Source organism: Streptomyces sp. NBC_01013 (assembly GCF_045162765.1).
Taxonomy (GTDB): Bacteria; Actinomycetota; Actinomycetes; order Streptomycetales; family Streptomycetaceae; genus Streptomyces.
The window spans coordinates 1,648,122-1,664,499 of sequence record NZ_CP108687.1 but is presented as its reverse complement, the minus strand read 5'-3'; the positions used below and the strand labels follow the sequence as shown (position 1 = coordinate 1,664,499).

At 69.8% G+C, this 16,378-nt stretch carries 10 protein-coding genes; 4 read left to right on the top strand and 6 right to left on the bottom strand.

Translation table 11 applies throughout. The annotated features are described in order from the left end of the window. Positions 1-79: 79 nt before the first annotated feature. The 5 genes from OG538_RS07110 to xylA all read right to left on the bottom strand — a co-directional run bounded on the left by OG538_RS07110 (position 80) and on the right by xylA (position 5,894). Complete coding sequence (locus tag OG538_RS07110) at positions 80-1,459, bottom strand: GH1 family beta-glucosidase (protein ID WP_406091260.1); 1,380 nt, start codon at positions 1,457-1,459, stop codon at positions 80-82. Positions 1,460-1,467: 8 nt separating this feature from the next. Next, positions 1,468-2,322: a carbohydrate ABC transporter permease gene (locus OG538_RS07105; RefSeq protein WP_406091258.1), complete on the bottom strand. Its 855-nt coding sequence runs from the start codon at positions 2,320-2,322 to the stop codon at positions 1,468-1,470. A 5-nt stretch (positions 2,323-2,327) separates the two neighbouring features. Then, positions 2,328-3,299: a carbohydrate ABC transporter permease gene (locus OG538_RS07100; protein WP_406091256.1), complete on the bottom strand. Its 972-nt coding sequence runs from the start codon at positions 3,297-3,299 to the stop codon at positions 2,328-2,330. 11 nt (positions 3,300-3,310) lie between these two features. Next, positions 3,311-4,549 carry an ABC transporter substrate-binding protein gene (locus OG538_RS07095; RefSeq protein ID WP_406100022.1) on the bottom strand — a complete coding sequence of 413 codons (1,239 nt, stop codon included), beginning with the start codon at positions 4,547-4,549 and terminating at the stop codon, positions 3,311-3,313. Between the two features lie 175 nt (positions 4,550-4,724). Continuing rightward, a complete protein-coding gene (xylA, locus tag OG538_RS07090) occupies positions 4,725-5,894 on the bottom strand; it encodes a xylose isomerase (RefSeq protein ID WP_406091254.1) in 1,170 nt (389 codons plus the stop codon). Between the two features lie 268 nt (positions 5,895-6,162). On the opposite strand from xylA, the gene xylB reads away from it, so the two are divergent. From xylB to OG538_RS07070, 4 genes are all read left to right on the top strand, one after another. Next, complete coding sequence (gene xylB, locus OG538_RS07085; protein WP_406091252.1) at positions 6,163-7,647, top strand: xylulokinase; 1,485 nt, start codon at positions 6,163-6,165, stop codon at positions 7,645-7,647. A 53-nt stretch (positions 7,648-7,700) separates the two neighbouring features. Next, entirely contained in the window at positions 7,701-9,956 is a 2,256-nt protein-coding gene (gene yicI, locus OG538_RS07080; RefSeq protein WP_406091250.1) for an alpha-xylosidase, read from the top strand. Positions 9,957-10,655: 699 nt separating this feature from the next. Further along, positions 10,656-11,543: an aminoglycoside phosphotransferase family protein gene (locus tag OG538_RS07075; protein ID WP_406091248.1), complete on the top strand. Its 888-nt coding sequence runs from the start codon at positions 10,656-10,658 to the stop codon at positions 11,541-11,543. Between the two features lie 135 nt (positions 11,544-11,678). Beyond that, positions 11,679-12,323: a histidine phosphatase family protein gene (locus tag OG538_RS07070; RefSeq protein ID WP_406091246.1), complete on the top strand. Its 645-nt coding sequence runs from the start codon at positions 11,679-11,681 to the stop codon at positions 12,321-12,323. 99 nt (positions 12,324-12,422) lie between these two features. On the opposite strand, the gene OG538_RS07065 is transcribed toward OG538_RS07070, so the two are convergent. After that, positions 12,423-16,268, bottom strand: coding sequence for a GH92 family glycosyl hydrolase (locus OG538_RS07065; RefSeq protein ID WP_406091244.1), 3,846 nt, complete (start codon positions 16,266-16,268; stop codon positions 12,423-12,425). Positions 16,269-16,378: the final 110 nt, after the last annotated feature.

Sequence of the window (16,378 nt, the reverse complement as noted above, 5' to 3'; positions counted from 1 at the left end):
CGCTCCACCGCGGACAGGCCCGCAGCAGACCGCCCCGCCCGCCGTGCGTACGGCGAGCGGGGCGGCTGGGGGACCGGCGCTACTTCCGGTGCGCCGCGATCAGCTCCTGGTACCAGCGGTAGCTGTCCTTCGGCGTGCGCTCCAGCGTGTCGTAGTCGACCCGGATGATCCCGAACCGCTTCGCGTAGCCGAGCGCCCACTCGAAGTTGTCCAGCAGCGACCAGACGTAGTAGCCGCGGACGTCCACGCCGGCGTCCATCGCCGCCCGCAGCGCCGCCAGGTGCGTACGGAGGTACTCGACGCGGTCCGCGTCGTGCACCGAGCCGTCCGCGTCCACGGTGTCGAACTCCGCCGAGCCGTTCTCCGTGATGTGCACGGGCGGCAGCGCGTCCCCGTACGTCTGCTTCAGCGCGGTCAGCAGGTCCGTGAACGACTCGGGCACGACCGGCCAGTTCATCGCCGTCTTGCGGACGCCCCGGTACTCGCCCTCGCTGTAGCGGTTGTCGGTGGCGACCCGCAGTGCCGGGTCGGCCTCGCGGTGCGGGGCGGCGGCGACCACGATCGGGCGGTAGTAGTTGATGCCCAGGAAGTCCACCGGCTGGGAGATGAGCTCCAGGTCGCCCTCGCGCCGGAAGTCCTGCGCGGTGATGAGCTCGCCCCAGGTCTCCTCCTCGGTGACCGGGTAGCGGCCCGCCAGGATCGGCTCGGTCCACACCAGGTTGTGCTGGGTGTCCGCGCGGACGACCGCGGCGAGGTCGGCGTCCGACTCGGTGGCCGGGACGTTGCGGTCCAGGTTGAGCGTGATGCCCGCCTCGCGGACACCTGCCGCCCGCAGCGCGTTCATCGCGAGGCCGTGGCCGACGAGCAGGTGGTGCGCGGCGGCCAGGGCCCCGCGCCCCTCCTTCGCGCCCGGCGCGTGCCGGCCGACGGAGTAGCCGAGGAACGCGCTGCACCACGGCTCGTTCAGCGTGATCCAGCGCGGCACCCGGTCGCCCAGGTGCTCCGCCATGATCGCCGTGTACTCCCCGAACCGCTCCGCGGTCTCGCGCACCCGCCAGCCGCCCTCGTCCTCCAGGGCCTGGGGCAGGTCCCAGTGGTACAGCGTGGCCGCCGGCTCGATGCCCGCTTCGAGGAGCTCGTCCACCAGCCGCGAGTAGAAGTCCAGGCCCTTGGCGTTTATCGCCCCGCTGCCGGTCGGCTGGATGCGCGACCAGGCGATCGAGAAGCGGTACGAGTCCACACCGAGGCCGCGCAGCAGCGCCACGTCCTCGGGGTAGCGGTGGTAGTGGTCGCAGGCCACGTCACCGGTGTCACCGCCGTCGGTCTTCCCGGGCGTGTGGCTGTAGGTGTCCCAGATGGACGGCCCGCGGCCGTCTTCGTCGACGGCGCCTTCGATCTGGTACGAGGCCGTGGCCGCGCCGAAGACGAAACCGGGCGGGAAGACCGGGAAGTCACTCATGGAAACCCCTACTTGACCGAGCCGCCGGTGATCCCGGCAGCGATGTACTTCTGGGACAGGACGAGCAGAACCGCCGCCGGGACCGCGGAGAGCACGGACGCGGCCATGACCGAACCCCAGTCACCGACGTGGGCACCGATGTACTGGTAGATGCCCAGTGTGATCGGCTTGACGTCGTCCGTGGTGTTCAGGGTCAGCGCGAACATGAAGTCGCTCCACGCGTACAGGAACGAGAACAGGCCTGCCGTGATCAGGGAGTTGCGGCTCATCGGCAGGACGACCTGGATGAACGTACGGATGCGGCCGGCGCCGTCGACCTCGGCGGCCTCGATGACCTCACGCGGGATGGACACCATGAACGAGCGCATCAGCACGATCGCGAAGGGGATGCCGAGCGAGGCGTCGGCCAGCATCAGCCCGAAGTAGGAGTTGACCAGGCCGAGGTCCACGTACGCGCTGTACAGGGCGTTGGCGATGACGATGCCGGGCACCATCTGGGTGATGAGTGTGCCGAAGACGATCGTCCTGCTGCCGCGCAGCTTGAACTGCGCCAGGCCGTACGCGGCCGGCGCGGAGATCGCCAGACAGATGGCCACGGCGCCGAGCGCCACGGCCAGCGAGGTCAGCAGGTTGCCGCCCTGGTCGGTGAGGGCGGAAGTGAAACCGGAGAAGTCCACGCCTGTCGGGACGGGGCCGACGTCGACCAGGCTCGCGTCCGGCTGCAGTGCGGTGTTGATCATCCAGTACAGCGGGAACAGCATCACCGCGAGGACGACGACGCCGAAGACGGTCGCACCCCAGCGGCGCTTGGGCCGGTGGACGGCGGGAGCCGGGGCGGCGGGGATCTGGGTGGTGGTCGCCATGCCGGTCACTTCCCCTCATTGCGGTTGACGCGCAGGTAGAACACCGCGAAGACGGCGGAGATCAGGATCAGGATGTTGCCGACCACCGCACCGGCCCCGAAGTCCATCTGGACGAAGGAGTTCTGGTACGTGAGCGTGCCGAGTGTCTGGGTGGAGTCGGCCGGTCCGCCGTCGGTGAGGGCGAGGACCAGGTCGAGGATCTTGACCGTCGACATGAAACCGAGCACCAGCACCACGGTGATGACGGGCTTGAGCATGGGCAGGGTGACCGAGCGGAACGTACGCCAGGCGGACGCGCCGTCGAGCGCGGCGGCCTCGTTCAGCTCCTTGGGAACCTCCTGGAGACCGCCGTACAGGATCACCATGTTGAACGGGATGCCGATCCAGATGTTCACCAGGATCACCGAGATCAGCGCCATGCCGGTGCTCGTGAGCCACGGCGTGTCACCGGGGAGGCCGACGGTGCCCAGGAAGGAGTTGAGGACACCGGTGTCCTGGTCGAAGATGCGCCGCCACACGATGCCGGAGACGACCATCGGGACGAGCCACGGCAGCAGGATCAGCGAGCGCAGGATCCCGTTCAGCGGGAAGCGACGGGTGAAGAAGACGGCGAGGGCCAGGCCGATGCAGAACTGGCCGACGAGCGATCCGACGGTGAAGAGGATCGTCTGCCAGAGAGCCTTGCCGAACAGCCCGTCGCTGAAGACGTTCCTCCAGTTGTCGAAGCCGTTGAACGGCGCCTTGCCGGTGAAGAAGGTGGACGGCGAGTAGTCCTGGAAGCTCATCACGATGTTGCGGACGAGCGGGTAGCCGAAGAACAGCGCCATGAAGATCACGGCGGGGGCGATGAACCCCCACTGGGCAAGCGTCCTGCGCCGCTTGGCGCTCCGCGGGTTCACGGGCTTCTTGACCGCACCGGCCGAAGGGGCCTTGGGGCCGGCCGGCAGCGTGGCGGCCGAGGCTGTGGTGGATGACATGGTTCGTTACCTCAGTTCCCGCTCGTGACCTGCTGCTGGGCACGCTTCAGGGCGGCCTCGCTGGACTCACCGGTGAGCGCGGACTGGAAGGCGCTCTGCAGGGCCAGCGACGCGGAGGACCACTGCGCGCCGAGCTTCGCGGTACGCGAACGGGCCGTGGCGACCTGGTCGGCGAGGGCGGCCAGTTCCGGAGTCTTCTTGCGCCACTCGGCGGCGGCCTTCTGGTTGGCCGGCACCATCCAGCTGTTGATGGCGTAGGTGATCTCCTCCTGCTCGCCGGACATGCAGCCGATGATCCGGGCGGACATCTTCTCCCGCGCCTCGTCACCGGTGTTGGGCACGGTGAGCACCCCGCCGCCCAGCGGACCCACCGAGTCGTCGCCTGCCTCGGGGACCGGGATCTGGGCGATGCCCCAGTTCAGCCCCTTCTTGGAGTTGAGGGTCTCGACCTGCCAGGGACCGTTGATCATCATGGCGGCGTTGCCGGCCATGAACTGGTCGTTCACGTCGGCCTGGGTCCAGTTGACCGTGGACTTGGACAGGGAGCCGTCCTTGAGGAGGCTCTTCCAGTAGTCCAGTGCCCCGGCCACCTGCGGGCTGTCGAGCTTCGTCTCGTCGCCGCCGTTGGACCACATGAAGGGGGTGAACTGGAAGACACCGTCCTCGGCGCCGCCCGCGCTGAGCGCGAGGCCGTACCGCTTGCCCTGGGTGAGCTTCTTCGCGGTCTCCTGCATCTCGGCCCAGGTGGTGGGCACCTTCAGGCCGGCCCGGTCGAGGGTGTCCTTGTTGTAGAACAGCGCCAGGGTGTTCACGGTGCGCGCCGCCCCGTAGTACTTCCCCTGGTACGAACCGAAGTTGACGATCCCCTCGGGGATGTCCTTCGTCGTCAGACCGAGGTCCTTGAGCGGGATCAGACCGCCCGCCTCGGCGAACGTCGGCATCTCCGACGCGTCCAGCTGGAGCACGTCGGGCAGTGACTTCGAGGACGCCATCCGCAGGGCCTTTGTCATCACCTGCGAGGCCGGGACGCTCTGCTGCTCGATCTTCACCCCGAGCGTCTTGCTGCACCGGGCCAGCGTCTGGGCGTCCCAGCGGTGGTAGGACTCGTCGGTCGACGAGTTCATGACGGTGTACACGTCCGGGTCGCGCTGCTGCCCGCAGCCGGAGAGGACGACGCCGCCGATCAGCGCGGAGACGACGGTGAGCGGGACGATGACCCGCCGGTGATGACGGCGGCGCGGCTGGCGCATGCCGTCCGGAGAAGGTGCTGTCACGATGGTGCCCTTGCGTGAGAGGGGTGCCGGCCCGGGGGGACCACTGTGTCCCGACGAGGTGGATCCAACCGCCCCGGCGCGGGTCCGGCAGGCCCGCGCCCGGGAGAGGCCGTCAGGGGTGTCCGGCGGAGGCCCGCCGGACACCCGGGCGTCAGCTGACGCCGAGCAGGTGCTCCATGGCGAGCTGGTCGAGGGCCTCGAAGGCCATCGAGCGCTGTGCGGCGCCGTCCACGTCGAAGTCCTCGTAGGCGGAGCGGTCCGCGAGCAGGGCCTTGACGCCGTCGGCGGCGGTGGGCTGCGCCAGCTCGTCCAGACGGGAGGCGGCCAGCGCCTCCTGGACGGCCGGGTCGGCCCGGAACGCCAGCGCGCGCTCCTTGAGGATGAGGTAGTTGCGCATGCAGTTCTTCGCGGACTCCCACACCCCGTCGATGCCGTCGGTGCGCACCGGCTTGAAGTCGAAGTGCAGCGGGCCCGCGTAGTCCGAGCTCTCCAGCAGGTCGACGAGCCAGAAGGCCTGGCGCAGGTCGCCGGCGCCGAAGCGGAGGTCCTGGTCGTACTTGATGCCGGACTGGCCGTTGAGGTCGATGTGGAACAGCTTGCCCGCCCACAGCGCCTGGGCGATGCCGTGCGCGAAGTTCAGCCCGGCCATCTGCTCGTGGCCGACCTCCGGGTTCACGCCGTACATCTCCGGGCGCTCCAGGCGCTCGATGAAGGCCAGGGCGTGGCCGACGGTGGGCAGCAGGATGTCGCCGCGCGGCTCGTTCGGCTTGGGCTCGATCGCGAACTTGAGGTCGTAGCCCTGGTCCACGACATACTCGCCGAGGAGGTCGAAGGCCTCCTTCATGCGGTCCAGCGCGACGCGTACGTCCTTCGCGGCGCCCGACTCGGCTCCTTCGCGACCGCCCCAGGCGACATACGTCTCGGCACCCAGCTCGACCGCGAGGTCGATGTTACGGATGACCTTGCGCAGCGCGAAGCGGCGGACGTCACGGTCGTTGGAGGTGAAGCCGCCGTCCTTGAACACGGGGTGGGTGAAGAGGTTGGTGGTGGCCATCGGGACCTTGAGACCGGTGCGGTCCAGGGCGTCCTTGAAACGCGTCACGATCGCGGCGCGCTCGGAGTCCGAGGAGCCGAACGGGATCAGGTCGTCGTCGTGGAACGTCACACCGTGCGCGCCGAGCTCCGCGAGGCGCTCGACGGACTCGACCGGGTCCAGGGCGGGGCGGGTGGCGTCACCGAAGGGGTCGTTGCCTCGCCAGCCGACGGTCCAGAGCCCGAAGGTGAACCTGTCGGCGGGGGTGGGGGTGAAGCGGTTCGACATTCTTCTGCCTCTTGTCGACATGGCCCGGGCGGCTGCTCTGCCGTCCGACCGATTTGTTTGCTGGCAGTACTAATACGGCATCTTGGCGTTTGTTTCTAGACCATCCTGGTGACACACCCGTCACATAGGGGCAACGCGGCAGCTCTCCAGGGGTCCTGCGGCCCAAGTGGGGTGGGGTGTCGGTAGCTTCGAGGATCGTCGAAGCGCTTCGAAGAATTATTTGTTTTGTGTACGATCAAAACCGGGACCCACAGGAACGAGGTACGACATGCCGTCGCGACCAGCCAGGAATCCGGCCACCGCACCGGCATCGGCCGTCATCGGCGTGGACAGCTCCACCCAGTCCACGAAGGCGGCCGTCGTCGACACCGCGACCGGCCGGCTCCTGGCCGTCGGCCGCGCCCCGCACACCGTGACCGGCCACGGCGGCGCCCGCGAGAGCGACCCCGAGCAGTGGTGGCAGGCCCTGTGCGCGGCCGTCGCCACCGCCCTCGCCGAATCGGGCCTGGACCCGGCAGCCGTCATCGGGATCGCCGTGGCCGGCCAGCAGCACGGACTCGTCACCCTGGACGCCGAAGGCCGCCCGCTGCGCCCCGCCCTCCTGTGGAACGACACCCGCTCCGCCCCGCACGCCGCCGCCCTCACCGCGGCACTCGGCCGGGACACCTGGCTGCACCGCACCGGCTCCGTGCCCGTCGCCTCGATGACCGCCGCCAAGTGGATGTGGCTGAAGGAACACGAACCGGTCACCGCCGCCGCGACGGCCGCCGTCCGCCTCCCGCACGACTTCCTCACCGAACGGCTCAGCGGCGCCGCCGTCACCGATCCCGGCGACGCGTCCGGGACCTGCTGGTACGACCCGGCCACCCGGAGTTACGACCCCGAGCTGCTCGCCCTCACCGGTATCCGTGCGGACATGCTGTCCACGGTCGCCGCCACCGGAGCCACCCGCGCCGGACACCTCACCGCCGAGGCCGCCCGCGCCCTCGGTCTGCCCGCCGGAATCCCGGTCGCCGCCGGCACCGGGGACAACATGGCCGCGGCGGTGGGCCTGGGCCTGGGTGCCGAGGGGCTCCTCGACCACCCGGTGGTCAGCCTCGGCACCTCGGGGACCGTCTTCGCCGCCACCCGCAACCGCCCGCACTCCGCGCTGCTCGCCGGCTTCGCCGCCACCGACGGCACCCGCCTCCCGCTGGGCTGCACCCTGAACTGCACCCTCGCCGTGGACAAGGTCGCCGAGCTGCTCGGCCTGGACCGCGAGGACGCCGCACCCGGCGGTGAGACCGTGCTGCTGCCCTTCCTGGACGGCGAGCGCACCCCGGACCTCCCCGCCGCCTCCGGTCTTCTGCACGGGCTGCGGCACGACACGACCCGGCAGCAGATCCTCGGCGCCGCCTACGAGGGCGCGGTCGTCGCCGTTCTGCGCGCCCTGGACGAACTGCCGCTCGACGCGCCCGACGCGCCGCTGCGGCTGATCGGCGGGGGAGCGCGCGGCGCCATGTGGGTGGAGACCGTGCGCCGGCTCTCCGGCCGTGCGGTGATCCTCCCGGCCTCGGCCGAGCTGGTCGCCCTCGGAGCGGCCGCCCTCGCCGCGGGCGCGGCCACCGGCCGCGATCCGGTGGTCGTGGCGACGGAGTGGGGCACCGGCGAGGGCCGCGAACTGCCCGCCGTGCCCAGGGACACGGCCACCTGGGACCGGGTGACGTCGGTCCTCGACCGGGCGGCCCCCGCACTTCTGACGACGCACCCCTGACGACGTACCCCACCCCTCCGAACACCCGTACCACCGGCCAAGGAAGACCCCCCATGAAGTTCACCGACGGCTTCTGGCAGATGCGAGACGGTGTGAACGCCTCGTACGCCACCGAAATCCGCGACCTGCGCCTCGACGCCGACCGCCTCACCGCCCACGCCGCCGTCAAGCGCGTGACGCGGCGCGGGGACACCCTCAACGCCCCCCTGATCACGGTGGAGGCGTACGCGGCGGCCGAAGGCGTCATCGGCGTCCGCGTCACCCACCTCGCGGGCAAGCGCCGCCCCGGCCCGGACTTCGCCCTCCCCGGCGCCACCGGGGACAGCGCGGCCACCACCCGCGCCGACGGCCCCACCGCCGAACTCACCAGCGGTCCGCTCACCCTCCGGCTCCCCACCGAGGGCGGCTTCGGCCTGGAGTTCCTCGACGCGGACGGCCGCGTGCTGACCGCCGCCGGACGCAAGGGAACCGCCTTCGCCACGGTCCAGGACGGCGGCCACCACATGTTCGCCCAGCTCGCCCTCGGCGTCGGCGAGACGATCCACGGCCTCGGCGAGCGGTTCACCCCGTACGTCAAGAACGGCCAGGTCGTCGACATGTGGCAGGCCGACGGCGGCACCAGCAGCGAACAGGCCTACAAGAACGTCCCGTTCTACCTTTCCTCGCGCGGCTACGGCGTCTTCGTCAACCACCCCGGCAAGGTCTCCTTCGAGGTCGGCTCCGAAGCCGTCGGGCAGGTGCAGTTCAGCGTCGAGGACCAGACGATGGAGTACTTCGTCGTCGCCGGTCCCACGCCCAAGGACGTCCTCACCCGCTACACCGCGCTCACCGGCCGCCCGGCCCTGCCGCCGGCCTGGTCGTTCGGCCTCTGGCTGACGACGTCGTTCACCACCAACTACGACGAGGCGACCGTCACCTCGTTCGTGGACGGCATGTCCGAGCGCGGCATCCCGCTCTCCGTCTTCCACTTCGACTGCTTCTGGATGCGCGAGTACCAGTGGTGCGACTTCGCATGGGACCCGGACACCTTCCCCGACCCGGGCGGCATGCTCGCCCGGCTCAAGGACAAGGGCCTGAAGATCTGCGTCTGGATCAACCCGTACATCGCCCAGAAGAGCGCCCTGTACGCGGAGGGCGCCGAGAAGGGCTACTTCGTCCTCACCCCCGAGGGCGACATCTGGCAGTGGGACAAGTGGCAGGCCGGCATGGCGCTGGTCGACTTCACCAACCCCGAGGCCACCGCCTGGTTCCAGGCCAAGCTGAAGACCCTCCTCGACCAGGGCGTCGACGGGTTCAAGACGGACTTCGGCGAGCGCATCCCCACGGACGTCGTCTGGCACGACGGCTCCGACCCGGAGCGGATGCACAACTACTACACGCACCTGTACAACAAGGCCGTCTTCGACATCCTGGAGAAGGAGCGCGGCCAGGGCGAGGCGGTGCTCTTCGCCCGCTCCGCCACCGCCGGCGGTCAGCAGTTCCCGGTCCACTGGGGCGGCGACTGCTGGTCCTCCTTCGAGGCGATGGCCGAGTCCCTGCGAGGCGGGCTCTCCCTCTCCCTCTCCGGCTTCGGCTTCTGGAGCCATGACATCGGTGGCTTCGAGGGCACGCCCGACCCGGCGGTCTTCAAGCGCTGGCTCGCCTTCGGCCTGCTCTCCTCGCACAGCCGCCTGCACGGCTCCTCGTCGTACCGCGTGCCGTGGGAGTTCGGCGACGAGGCGGTCGCGGTCGCCAAGCAGTTCACCGAGCTGAAGCACCGCCTGATGCCGTACCTCTACGGCGCCGCCGTCGAGGCCCACCGCACCGGCGTCCCCACCATGCGCCCGATGCTGCTGGAGTTCCCCGAGGACCCGGCCACCCGCACGGTGGACCGCCAGTACCTGCTGGGCCCCGACCTCCTGGTGGCGCCGGTCTTCAGCGAGGACGGCCAGGTCGAGTACTACGTCCCCGAGGGCATCTGGACCCACCTCCTGACCGGCGAGACCGTCAGCGGCCCCGCCTGGCGCCGGGACACCCACGGCTTCGACAGCCTCCCGCTGCTGGTCCGCCCCGGCGCGGTCCTGCCGCTGGGCGCGGACGCCTCGCGCCCCGACGGCGAGTGGACTCAGGACCTGGAGCTGCGGGTGTACGCCCCCGAGGGCCTGGGCGACTTCACCCGCACGGTGACGGTCCCCGACCTCACGGGCGCCCCCGCCGCCACGTACGAACTGGTCCGCGAGGGCGGCACCCTGCGCGTCACGGCGGACACGGACCGGCCGTACGAGGTCGTGGTCGTCGGCGGGACCTCGCTGGACGTCGTCAAGGGCTGAGGGCGGGCCCGGCCCCTTCGCGTTCCGGCATCAGGTGCGTCGGAGCGGAGGGGCCGGCGGGGCCGGTCGAGCGGAACTGACGCGGCGTCACGTTGCAATGGCTTTGCCGGGCGCGTCGCTCGGGGACGGGTTGATGACGATGTGTCAGACAAGGCCTGTGAAAAGTTCGATGACGGCTTCACCGCCAACGCCGCGGGCGAACTGCGGCTGTGCAGGCTCAACCCGTCCACCTACGCAGGTCCGGGCGGCCGGATGAGCCAAAATCCGGCGTCGGCCCAGGTCAACACGTACGAACTGGCAACGTACCGAACCCAGTTCACCCTCACCGACACCAACGGCCCGCCGGTGGGCAACCGGAGGATCGAGGTCACCGCATCGACCGTGACCGGCGGGGTCTTCAACGGCACCGTCCAGGTGATCGGGCCCGGCGACGGCCGGTCCGCCACCGTCACCGCGACAGCGGCCGCCACCGTCGCCCCGGTCGCGAGTGACTTCGCCCCTGCCACCCCTCCAGGACGCGTGCCCGGTGCGGGTGGTGTGGGTTCCACCGACCGCCGACGTCATGAGCTATGTCGTCGGCGGGCTCATCGGTCTCTTCGCCAACCTGGGTGTGGGGCCCGGCCGGCTGCGGTTGACGTGTGCGTCCATCCCGGGGTCGGATGTCGGCCGACCGGAAACATCCGCTTCAGGACGGCACGAATGAGCGCAGGCAAGATGCACGCCGATGAGCCCGAGACCGACGACGCCCTGGTCCGCCGACTGATCACCGCGCAGTTCCCGCACTGGTCCGGCCGCCCCGTCGAGCGGGTCGCCGCCGGCACCGCCAACGCGATGTACCGGCTCGGTGCGGACCTGGTCGTGCGGCTTCCCCGTACCGCGGGTTCGGCCGACGACACCGCCAAGGAGCACCATTGGCTGCCGCGCCTCGCGCCTTCGCTCCCGGTCGCGATCCCCGTGCCGCTGGGCGCGGGTGTCCCCGGCGAGGGCTTTCCGTGGCCCTGGTCCGTCTACCGGTGGATCGGCGGCAACTGCCCGGTCGTCGGCGACTGCGCCGAAGCCGCCCCGCTCGCCCGGGACCTGGCCCGCTTCATCACCGCCCTTCACCGCGTCGATCCCACCGACGGACCGCCGTCCTACCGCAGCGAAACCCTGGGGACCCGGGACTCCGCGGTCCGCGCGGCCCTCGTGGACCTGAGCACCGAGATCGACACCGGGGCGGCGGCCAGGGTCTGGGAGACGGCCCTGCGCGCACCCGCACCGACCGGCCCTCCCGTCTGGATCCACGCGGACCTGCAGCCCGGGAACATGCTGACGGCCCACGGCCGGCTCACCGCCGTCATCGACTTCGGCTGCCTCGGCCTGGGCGACTGCGCCGTCGACCTCATCGCCGCCTGGTACGTACTGCCCGCGGAGGCGCGCGGCCTCTTTCGCGCCGCCGTGGAGGCGGACGACGCGGCCTGGGCGCGGGGCATCGGCTGGGCGCTCTCGATCGCGCTGATGGAGCTTCACTACTACAGGGAGACCAACGCGTACATGGCAGACACCGGGCGGCACGTCATCGCGGAGATCCTCGCCGATCAGCGGTAGCGCGCATAGCCGCATCAGGTCACCCCCGGGCGCGCCCGCCCGCCTCGCCCCGGCCGGAATGCAATCGTGGACCACGGGGTTCGCACCACCGACAGCACATGAGCGGAAACAGCACTGAGAGCGGATGGCCTTCACATGGGCGAGTTGATCCTGATCCGGCACGGCGAGACCGAGTGGTCCCGCAACGGACAGCACACGAGCCACACCGACCTGCCCTTGACGCCCCTCGGTGAACGCCAGGCCCGTGCTCTCGCGCCCCTGCTCGCCGACCGCGACATCGCGCTCACCCTGGTCAGCCCCTCGGTACGGGCCCGGCGCACCGCCGAGCTCGCCGGACTCGCGGCGCCCCGCATCACCCCCGAGCTGCGCGAGTGGGACTACGGCGGGTACGAGGGCATCACCACCCACGACATCCATATCGTCCGTCCCGACTGGAACCTCTGGACGGACGGCGTCACGCCCGGCCCCGAGGCGCACCCCGGCGAGACCCCGGCAGAGGTCGGCGAACGGGCGGACCGGGTACTGGCCGAGGTCCGGGAAGCCGCCGGACGCGCCGGTGCCGAGGACATCGCGCTCGTCGCCCATTCCCACTTCCTGCGCGTCCTGACGGCCCGCTACCTCGGACTGCCCCCCGCCGAGGGCACGCTCTTCCAGCTCGCCACGGGTGCCGTCTCCCGGCTCGGCACGGAGCACGGCCAGCCGGTCATCACGGCCTGGAACGTGACCCTTCCGGAGAGCCTGTTCCCCACGGCGGTCCCGGAGACCCTGGAACACGCCTGAGTGCGGTAATCCGCCGAAGCCCTGCCCGCACGACGCGGTGAACACGCGACCGGCCGGCACCCCCCGAGGAGGTACCGGCCGGCCGTGACGTGCGCAGGGTCAGGAGATCAGCTCCACCTCCGCGAGCGTCGCCTCACCGTCGAGCACCAGCCGGTAGTGCGCGTACGAACCGCGTGCGTTCACCGTGAAGGCCCTCGTCTGCTTGTTCCAGGCGAACGACTGGCCGGACCGCTTGTCGAGGTCCTTCCAGGTCGTGCCGTCCGCGGAACCCTGCAGCACCCAGCCGCTCGGGGCCTTGGCCGCATCGCCCGACGTCAGCGTGTACTGGACCGCGTTCGTCGCCGAGGGGACCGGAAGCTCCACCGTGGAGGCCGCGGCCGTGGTGGCCGAGGTGTTGTCGAACAGCGCGCCCTCGCCCTTCAGCACGTCCTTGCTCGGCGACGGCACCTTGTCGTCCTTGGTGATCGAGACCGGGGCGGCGTCCTTCCCGGTACCCCAGGCCGACGGCTTCGAGCCCATGTCGAACTCCAGCACGCCACCCTTGGCCAGCAGGTCGTGCGGCAGCGAGGTGGAGGTCCACTTCTTGCCGTTGACCTTCAGGCCCTGGACGTAGATGTTCTTCGCGCTGTTCTTCGGCGCCTTGACGACCAGGTCGTGGCCGTTCTCCAGGTGCACGGTGGTCTTGGTGAAGAGCGGCGAGCCGATCGCGTACTCGCCGCTGCCCATGACCAGCGGGTAGAAGCCGAGGGAGGAGAAGAGGAACCAGGCCGACTGCTCGCCGTTGTCCTCGTCGCCGTGGTAGCCCTGACCGATCTCGCTGCCCGTGTACAGGCGGCCGAGGACCTCGCGGACCTTCTCCTGCGTCTTGTACGGCTGCGAGGCAGCGTCGTACATGTACGTGACGTGGTGCGCGACCTGGTTGCTGTGACCGTACTGGCCCATCCGCACGTCACGGGCCTCCGTCATCTCGTGGATGACGCCGCCGTACGAGCCGACGAACTGCGGGCCCGCCGTCTCGGGGGTGGAGAAGTACGTGTCCAGCTTCTTCGCCAGACCGTCCCGGCCGCCGTACAGGTTGGCGAGGCCCTTGCTGTCCTGCGGGGCGGTGAAGGCGTAGCCCCAGCCGTTGGTCTCCGTGTAGTCGTAGCCCCAGACCCGCGGGTCGTACTGGTCGGACGGGAGCCGCCAGTCGCCCTCGGCGTCCTTGCCCTGGAAGAAGCCGGCCTTGTCGTCGAACAGCTCGACGTAGTTACGGGCCCGGTTCAGGAAGTACTCGGACTCGTCCTTGTAGTGCTGCTTGTGCGTCTTCTTGTAGAGCGCCTGGCCCATCTGTGCGATGCCGTAGTCGTTGAGGTAGCCCTCGAGCGACCAGGAAAGGCCCTCGTGGGTCGAGGTGTTGGCGTACCCGGCGAACGGGGACGTCTCCATGCCCTTGCGGCCGACGCCCGAGGACGGCGGGACGACCGTGGCGTTCTTCAGGGCCGCGTCGTACGCCGCCTCGGCGTCGAACTTCACGCCCTTGACGTACGCGTCCGCGAACGCGACGTCCGAGGAGGTGCCGGTCATCAGGTCGGAGTAGCCGGGGGAGGACCAGCGGGAGATCCAGCCACCGTCCTTGTACTGCTGGACGAAGCCGTCGACCATCTCGCCGGCCTTCTTCGGCGTGAGGAAGGAGTACGCAGGCCACGTCGTCCGGTAGGTGTCCCAGAAGCCGTTGTTGACGTACACCTTGCCCGGGACGATCTTCGCGCCGGTGTGCGTCGGGGTGTCCGAGCCGACCTGCGGGGAGAAGGGGGAGGCGTACGTGTCCTTGCCGTCGACCTTCTCGAAGCCCGAGTTCGGGTAGAGGTAGAGCCGGTACATGCTGGAGTACAGCGTGGTCAGCTGGTCGGCGGACGCGCCCTCGACCTCGACCTTGCCCAGCAGGTCGTCCCAGGCGTCCTGTGCCTTGTCCTCGACCCGGGCGAAGGAGCGCGAGGCGGGGATCTCGGCGGCGAGGTTCTGCTTCGCCTGGTCGATGCTGATCAGTGAGGTGGCGAGCCGCAGGCTGACGGTCCGGTCCTTGCCGGCGTCGAAGCGCAGGAAGCCCGTGACATCGGCACCGCCGCCGCCCGAGAGCTTGCCGCTGTCGGTGACGGGGGCGTCGAAGACCCCGTACACGAAGAGACGGGTGGCACCGGTCGAGCCGCCGCTCTTCACGTCGGAGAACCCGGTGAAGGAGCTGGTCTCCGGGTCGAGCGTGAGCCCACCGTCGTTGGAGACGTTGTCGAAGACCATGCTCGCGTCCTTGCCCGGATACGTGAACCGCATCCGCGCCGCGTGGTCCGTCGGCGTCATCTCGGCCTTGAGACCGTTCTCGAACGTCACCCCGTAGTAGTGGGGCCTTGCCGTCTCGTTCTCGTGCTTGAACGGCAGCGCACGAGCCGTGCGCGAGGCGTCCGGGGTGCCGGAGACCGCCGACGGCATCAGCTGGAAGGTCTGCCGGTCGCCCATCCAGGGGCTCGGCTCATGACTGGCACTGAAGGCCTGCAGGGTGGGCAGGTTGTCGTCGTTGTTGCCGCGTGCGTAGTCGTACAGCCAGCTGGTGGATCCGGCGTTGGTGACCGGCGTCCAGAAGTTGAAGCCATTGGGGACCGCGGTCGCGGGGAAGTTGTTGCCCCGGGAGAAGCCACCGCTGGAGTTGGTGCCGCGGACGGTCGAGGCGTAGTCCGAGAGGTGCGTCCTGCGCTTCTCGGGCGCCTTCGGGGCGATCTTGACGTCGTCGATCCAGCCCTGGAACTTCGACGGGCCCTTGGGGGAGTCGTACGCGACGAGGATCCGGTCGACGGTCCTGCCGGCCGCCACGGTGCCGATCCGCGCGTCGACCTTGTTCCACTGGTTGACGTACAGCCGCTTGGCGTCGGCCTGGCCGCCGGGGGTCATCAGCCCGCCGTTGGTGTCGGTGGCGCGCAGGTCGCTCAGGTAGGTGCCGTCGGTGAACGCGAGGTCCACCGCGACGTGCGTGGCCGGGTAGGACAGGTCCGTCTCGCCCATCTGGGGGTACACCAGGTAGGAAAGTTCGGTGTCCTTGGTGACGGCCGTGTTGACGTCGAAGATCTTGTTGTACGAGTAGGCCCGGCCGTCCGCCTTGTGCGTGCCCGCGTACCGCAGCGCCTTCTTGCCGGTGAAGCCCGCGCCGGCCTTGGCGGTGGGGGAGCCGGACGGGCCGCGGTCGATCTGGCTGCGCATGTCGTCGGGCGCGGGGGCGGAGGTGTCCCCGTCGGAGAACTGGACGTCGGCGAGCTGGGTCGCGTCGGAGGCGCCGTTGTTCTTCGTGATGTCCAGGCGGAAGTGCTGGTAGGCCTTGTTCGCCGTGAAGTCGTACGACTTGGTCTGGAAGCGCTCGCTGAAGGTCTGGCCGGTCCTGGTGTCCAGGTCCGTCCAGCTCTTGCCGTCCTCGGAGCCCTGCAGGGTCCAGTCCTTGGGGTCCCGCTCGTCGTGGTCGTCGGCCGACGTCAGCGCGTACGTCACGACCTTCACGGGCTCGACGAGGTCGAACTCGGCCCAGGCGGTGGGCTCGAAGGACAGCCACTTCGTGCCGGATTCGCCGTCGACGAGGTTTTCCTTCACCTCGCCGCCGCCGGTGTTCTCGTCGCTGGCGCGGACATCTGTGACCTTGTCGGTGACATTGCCCGGTATTCCGGAGGAGAAGCCTCCATCGATACCCGATGTCCGCTTCTTGCCGTCAGGGCCTTCTTCGACGGTATTGCGCCAGTCCGGCTGCTTCTCGTCGGCCTCGAAGGATGAGCTGAATATCCGGTCGCCGGCGGCCTTCTGGCCCTTCGCGCCCGTGCCGGCCGCTGTGGCCGCGGCCGCGGTGGGGGCGGTCACGAGAACGACGAGTGAGGCCGCGATCAGCGCGGCGGTGCTGCTTTTTCTCTTGCGAGAACCATGTCGGGGCTGCATGCCGAGCCATTCCTCCCGAGGAAGTGCGCTTGGACAACGTTGTCAGAGGGGGGCGCAGGAACTAGTAGGGAGTGAAGTGGCTGTTGGTGTCAAGGGTGTTGGATCAGAGC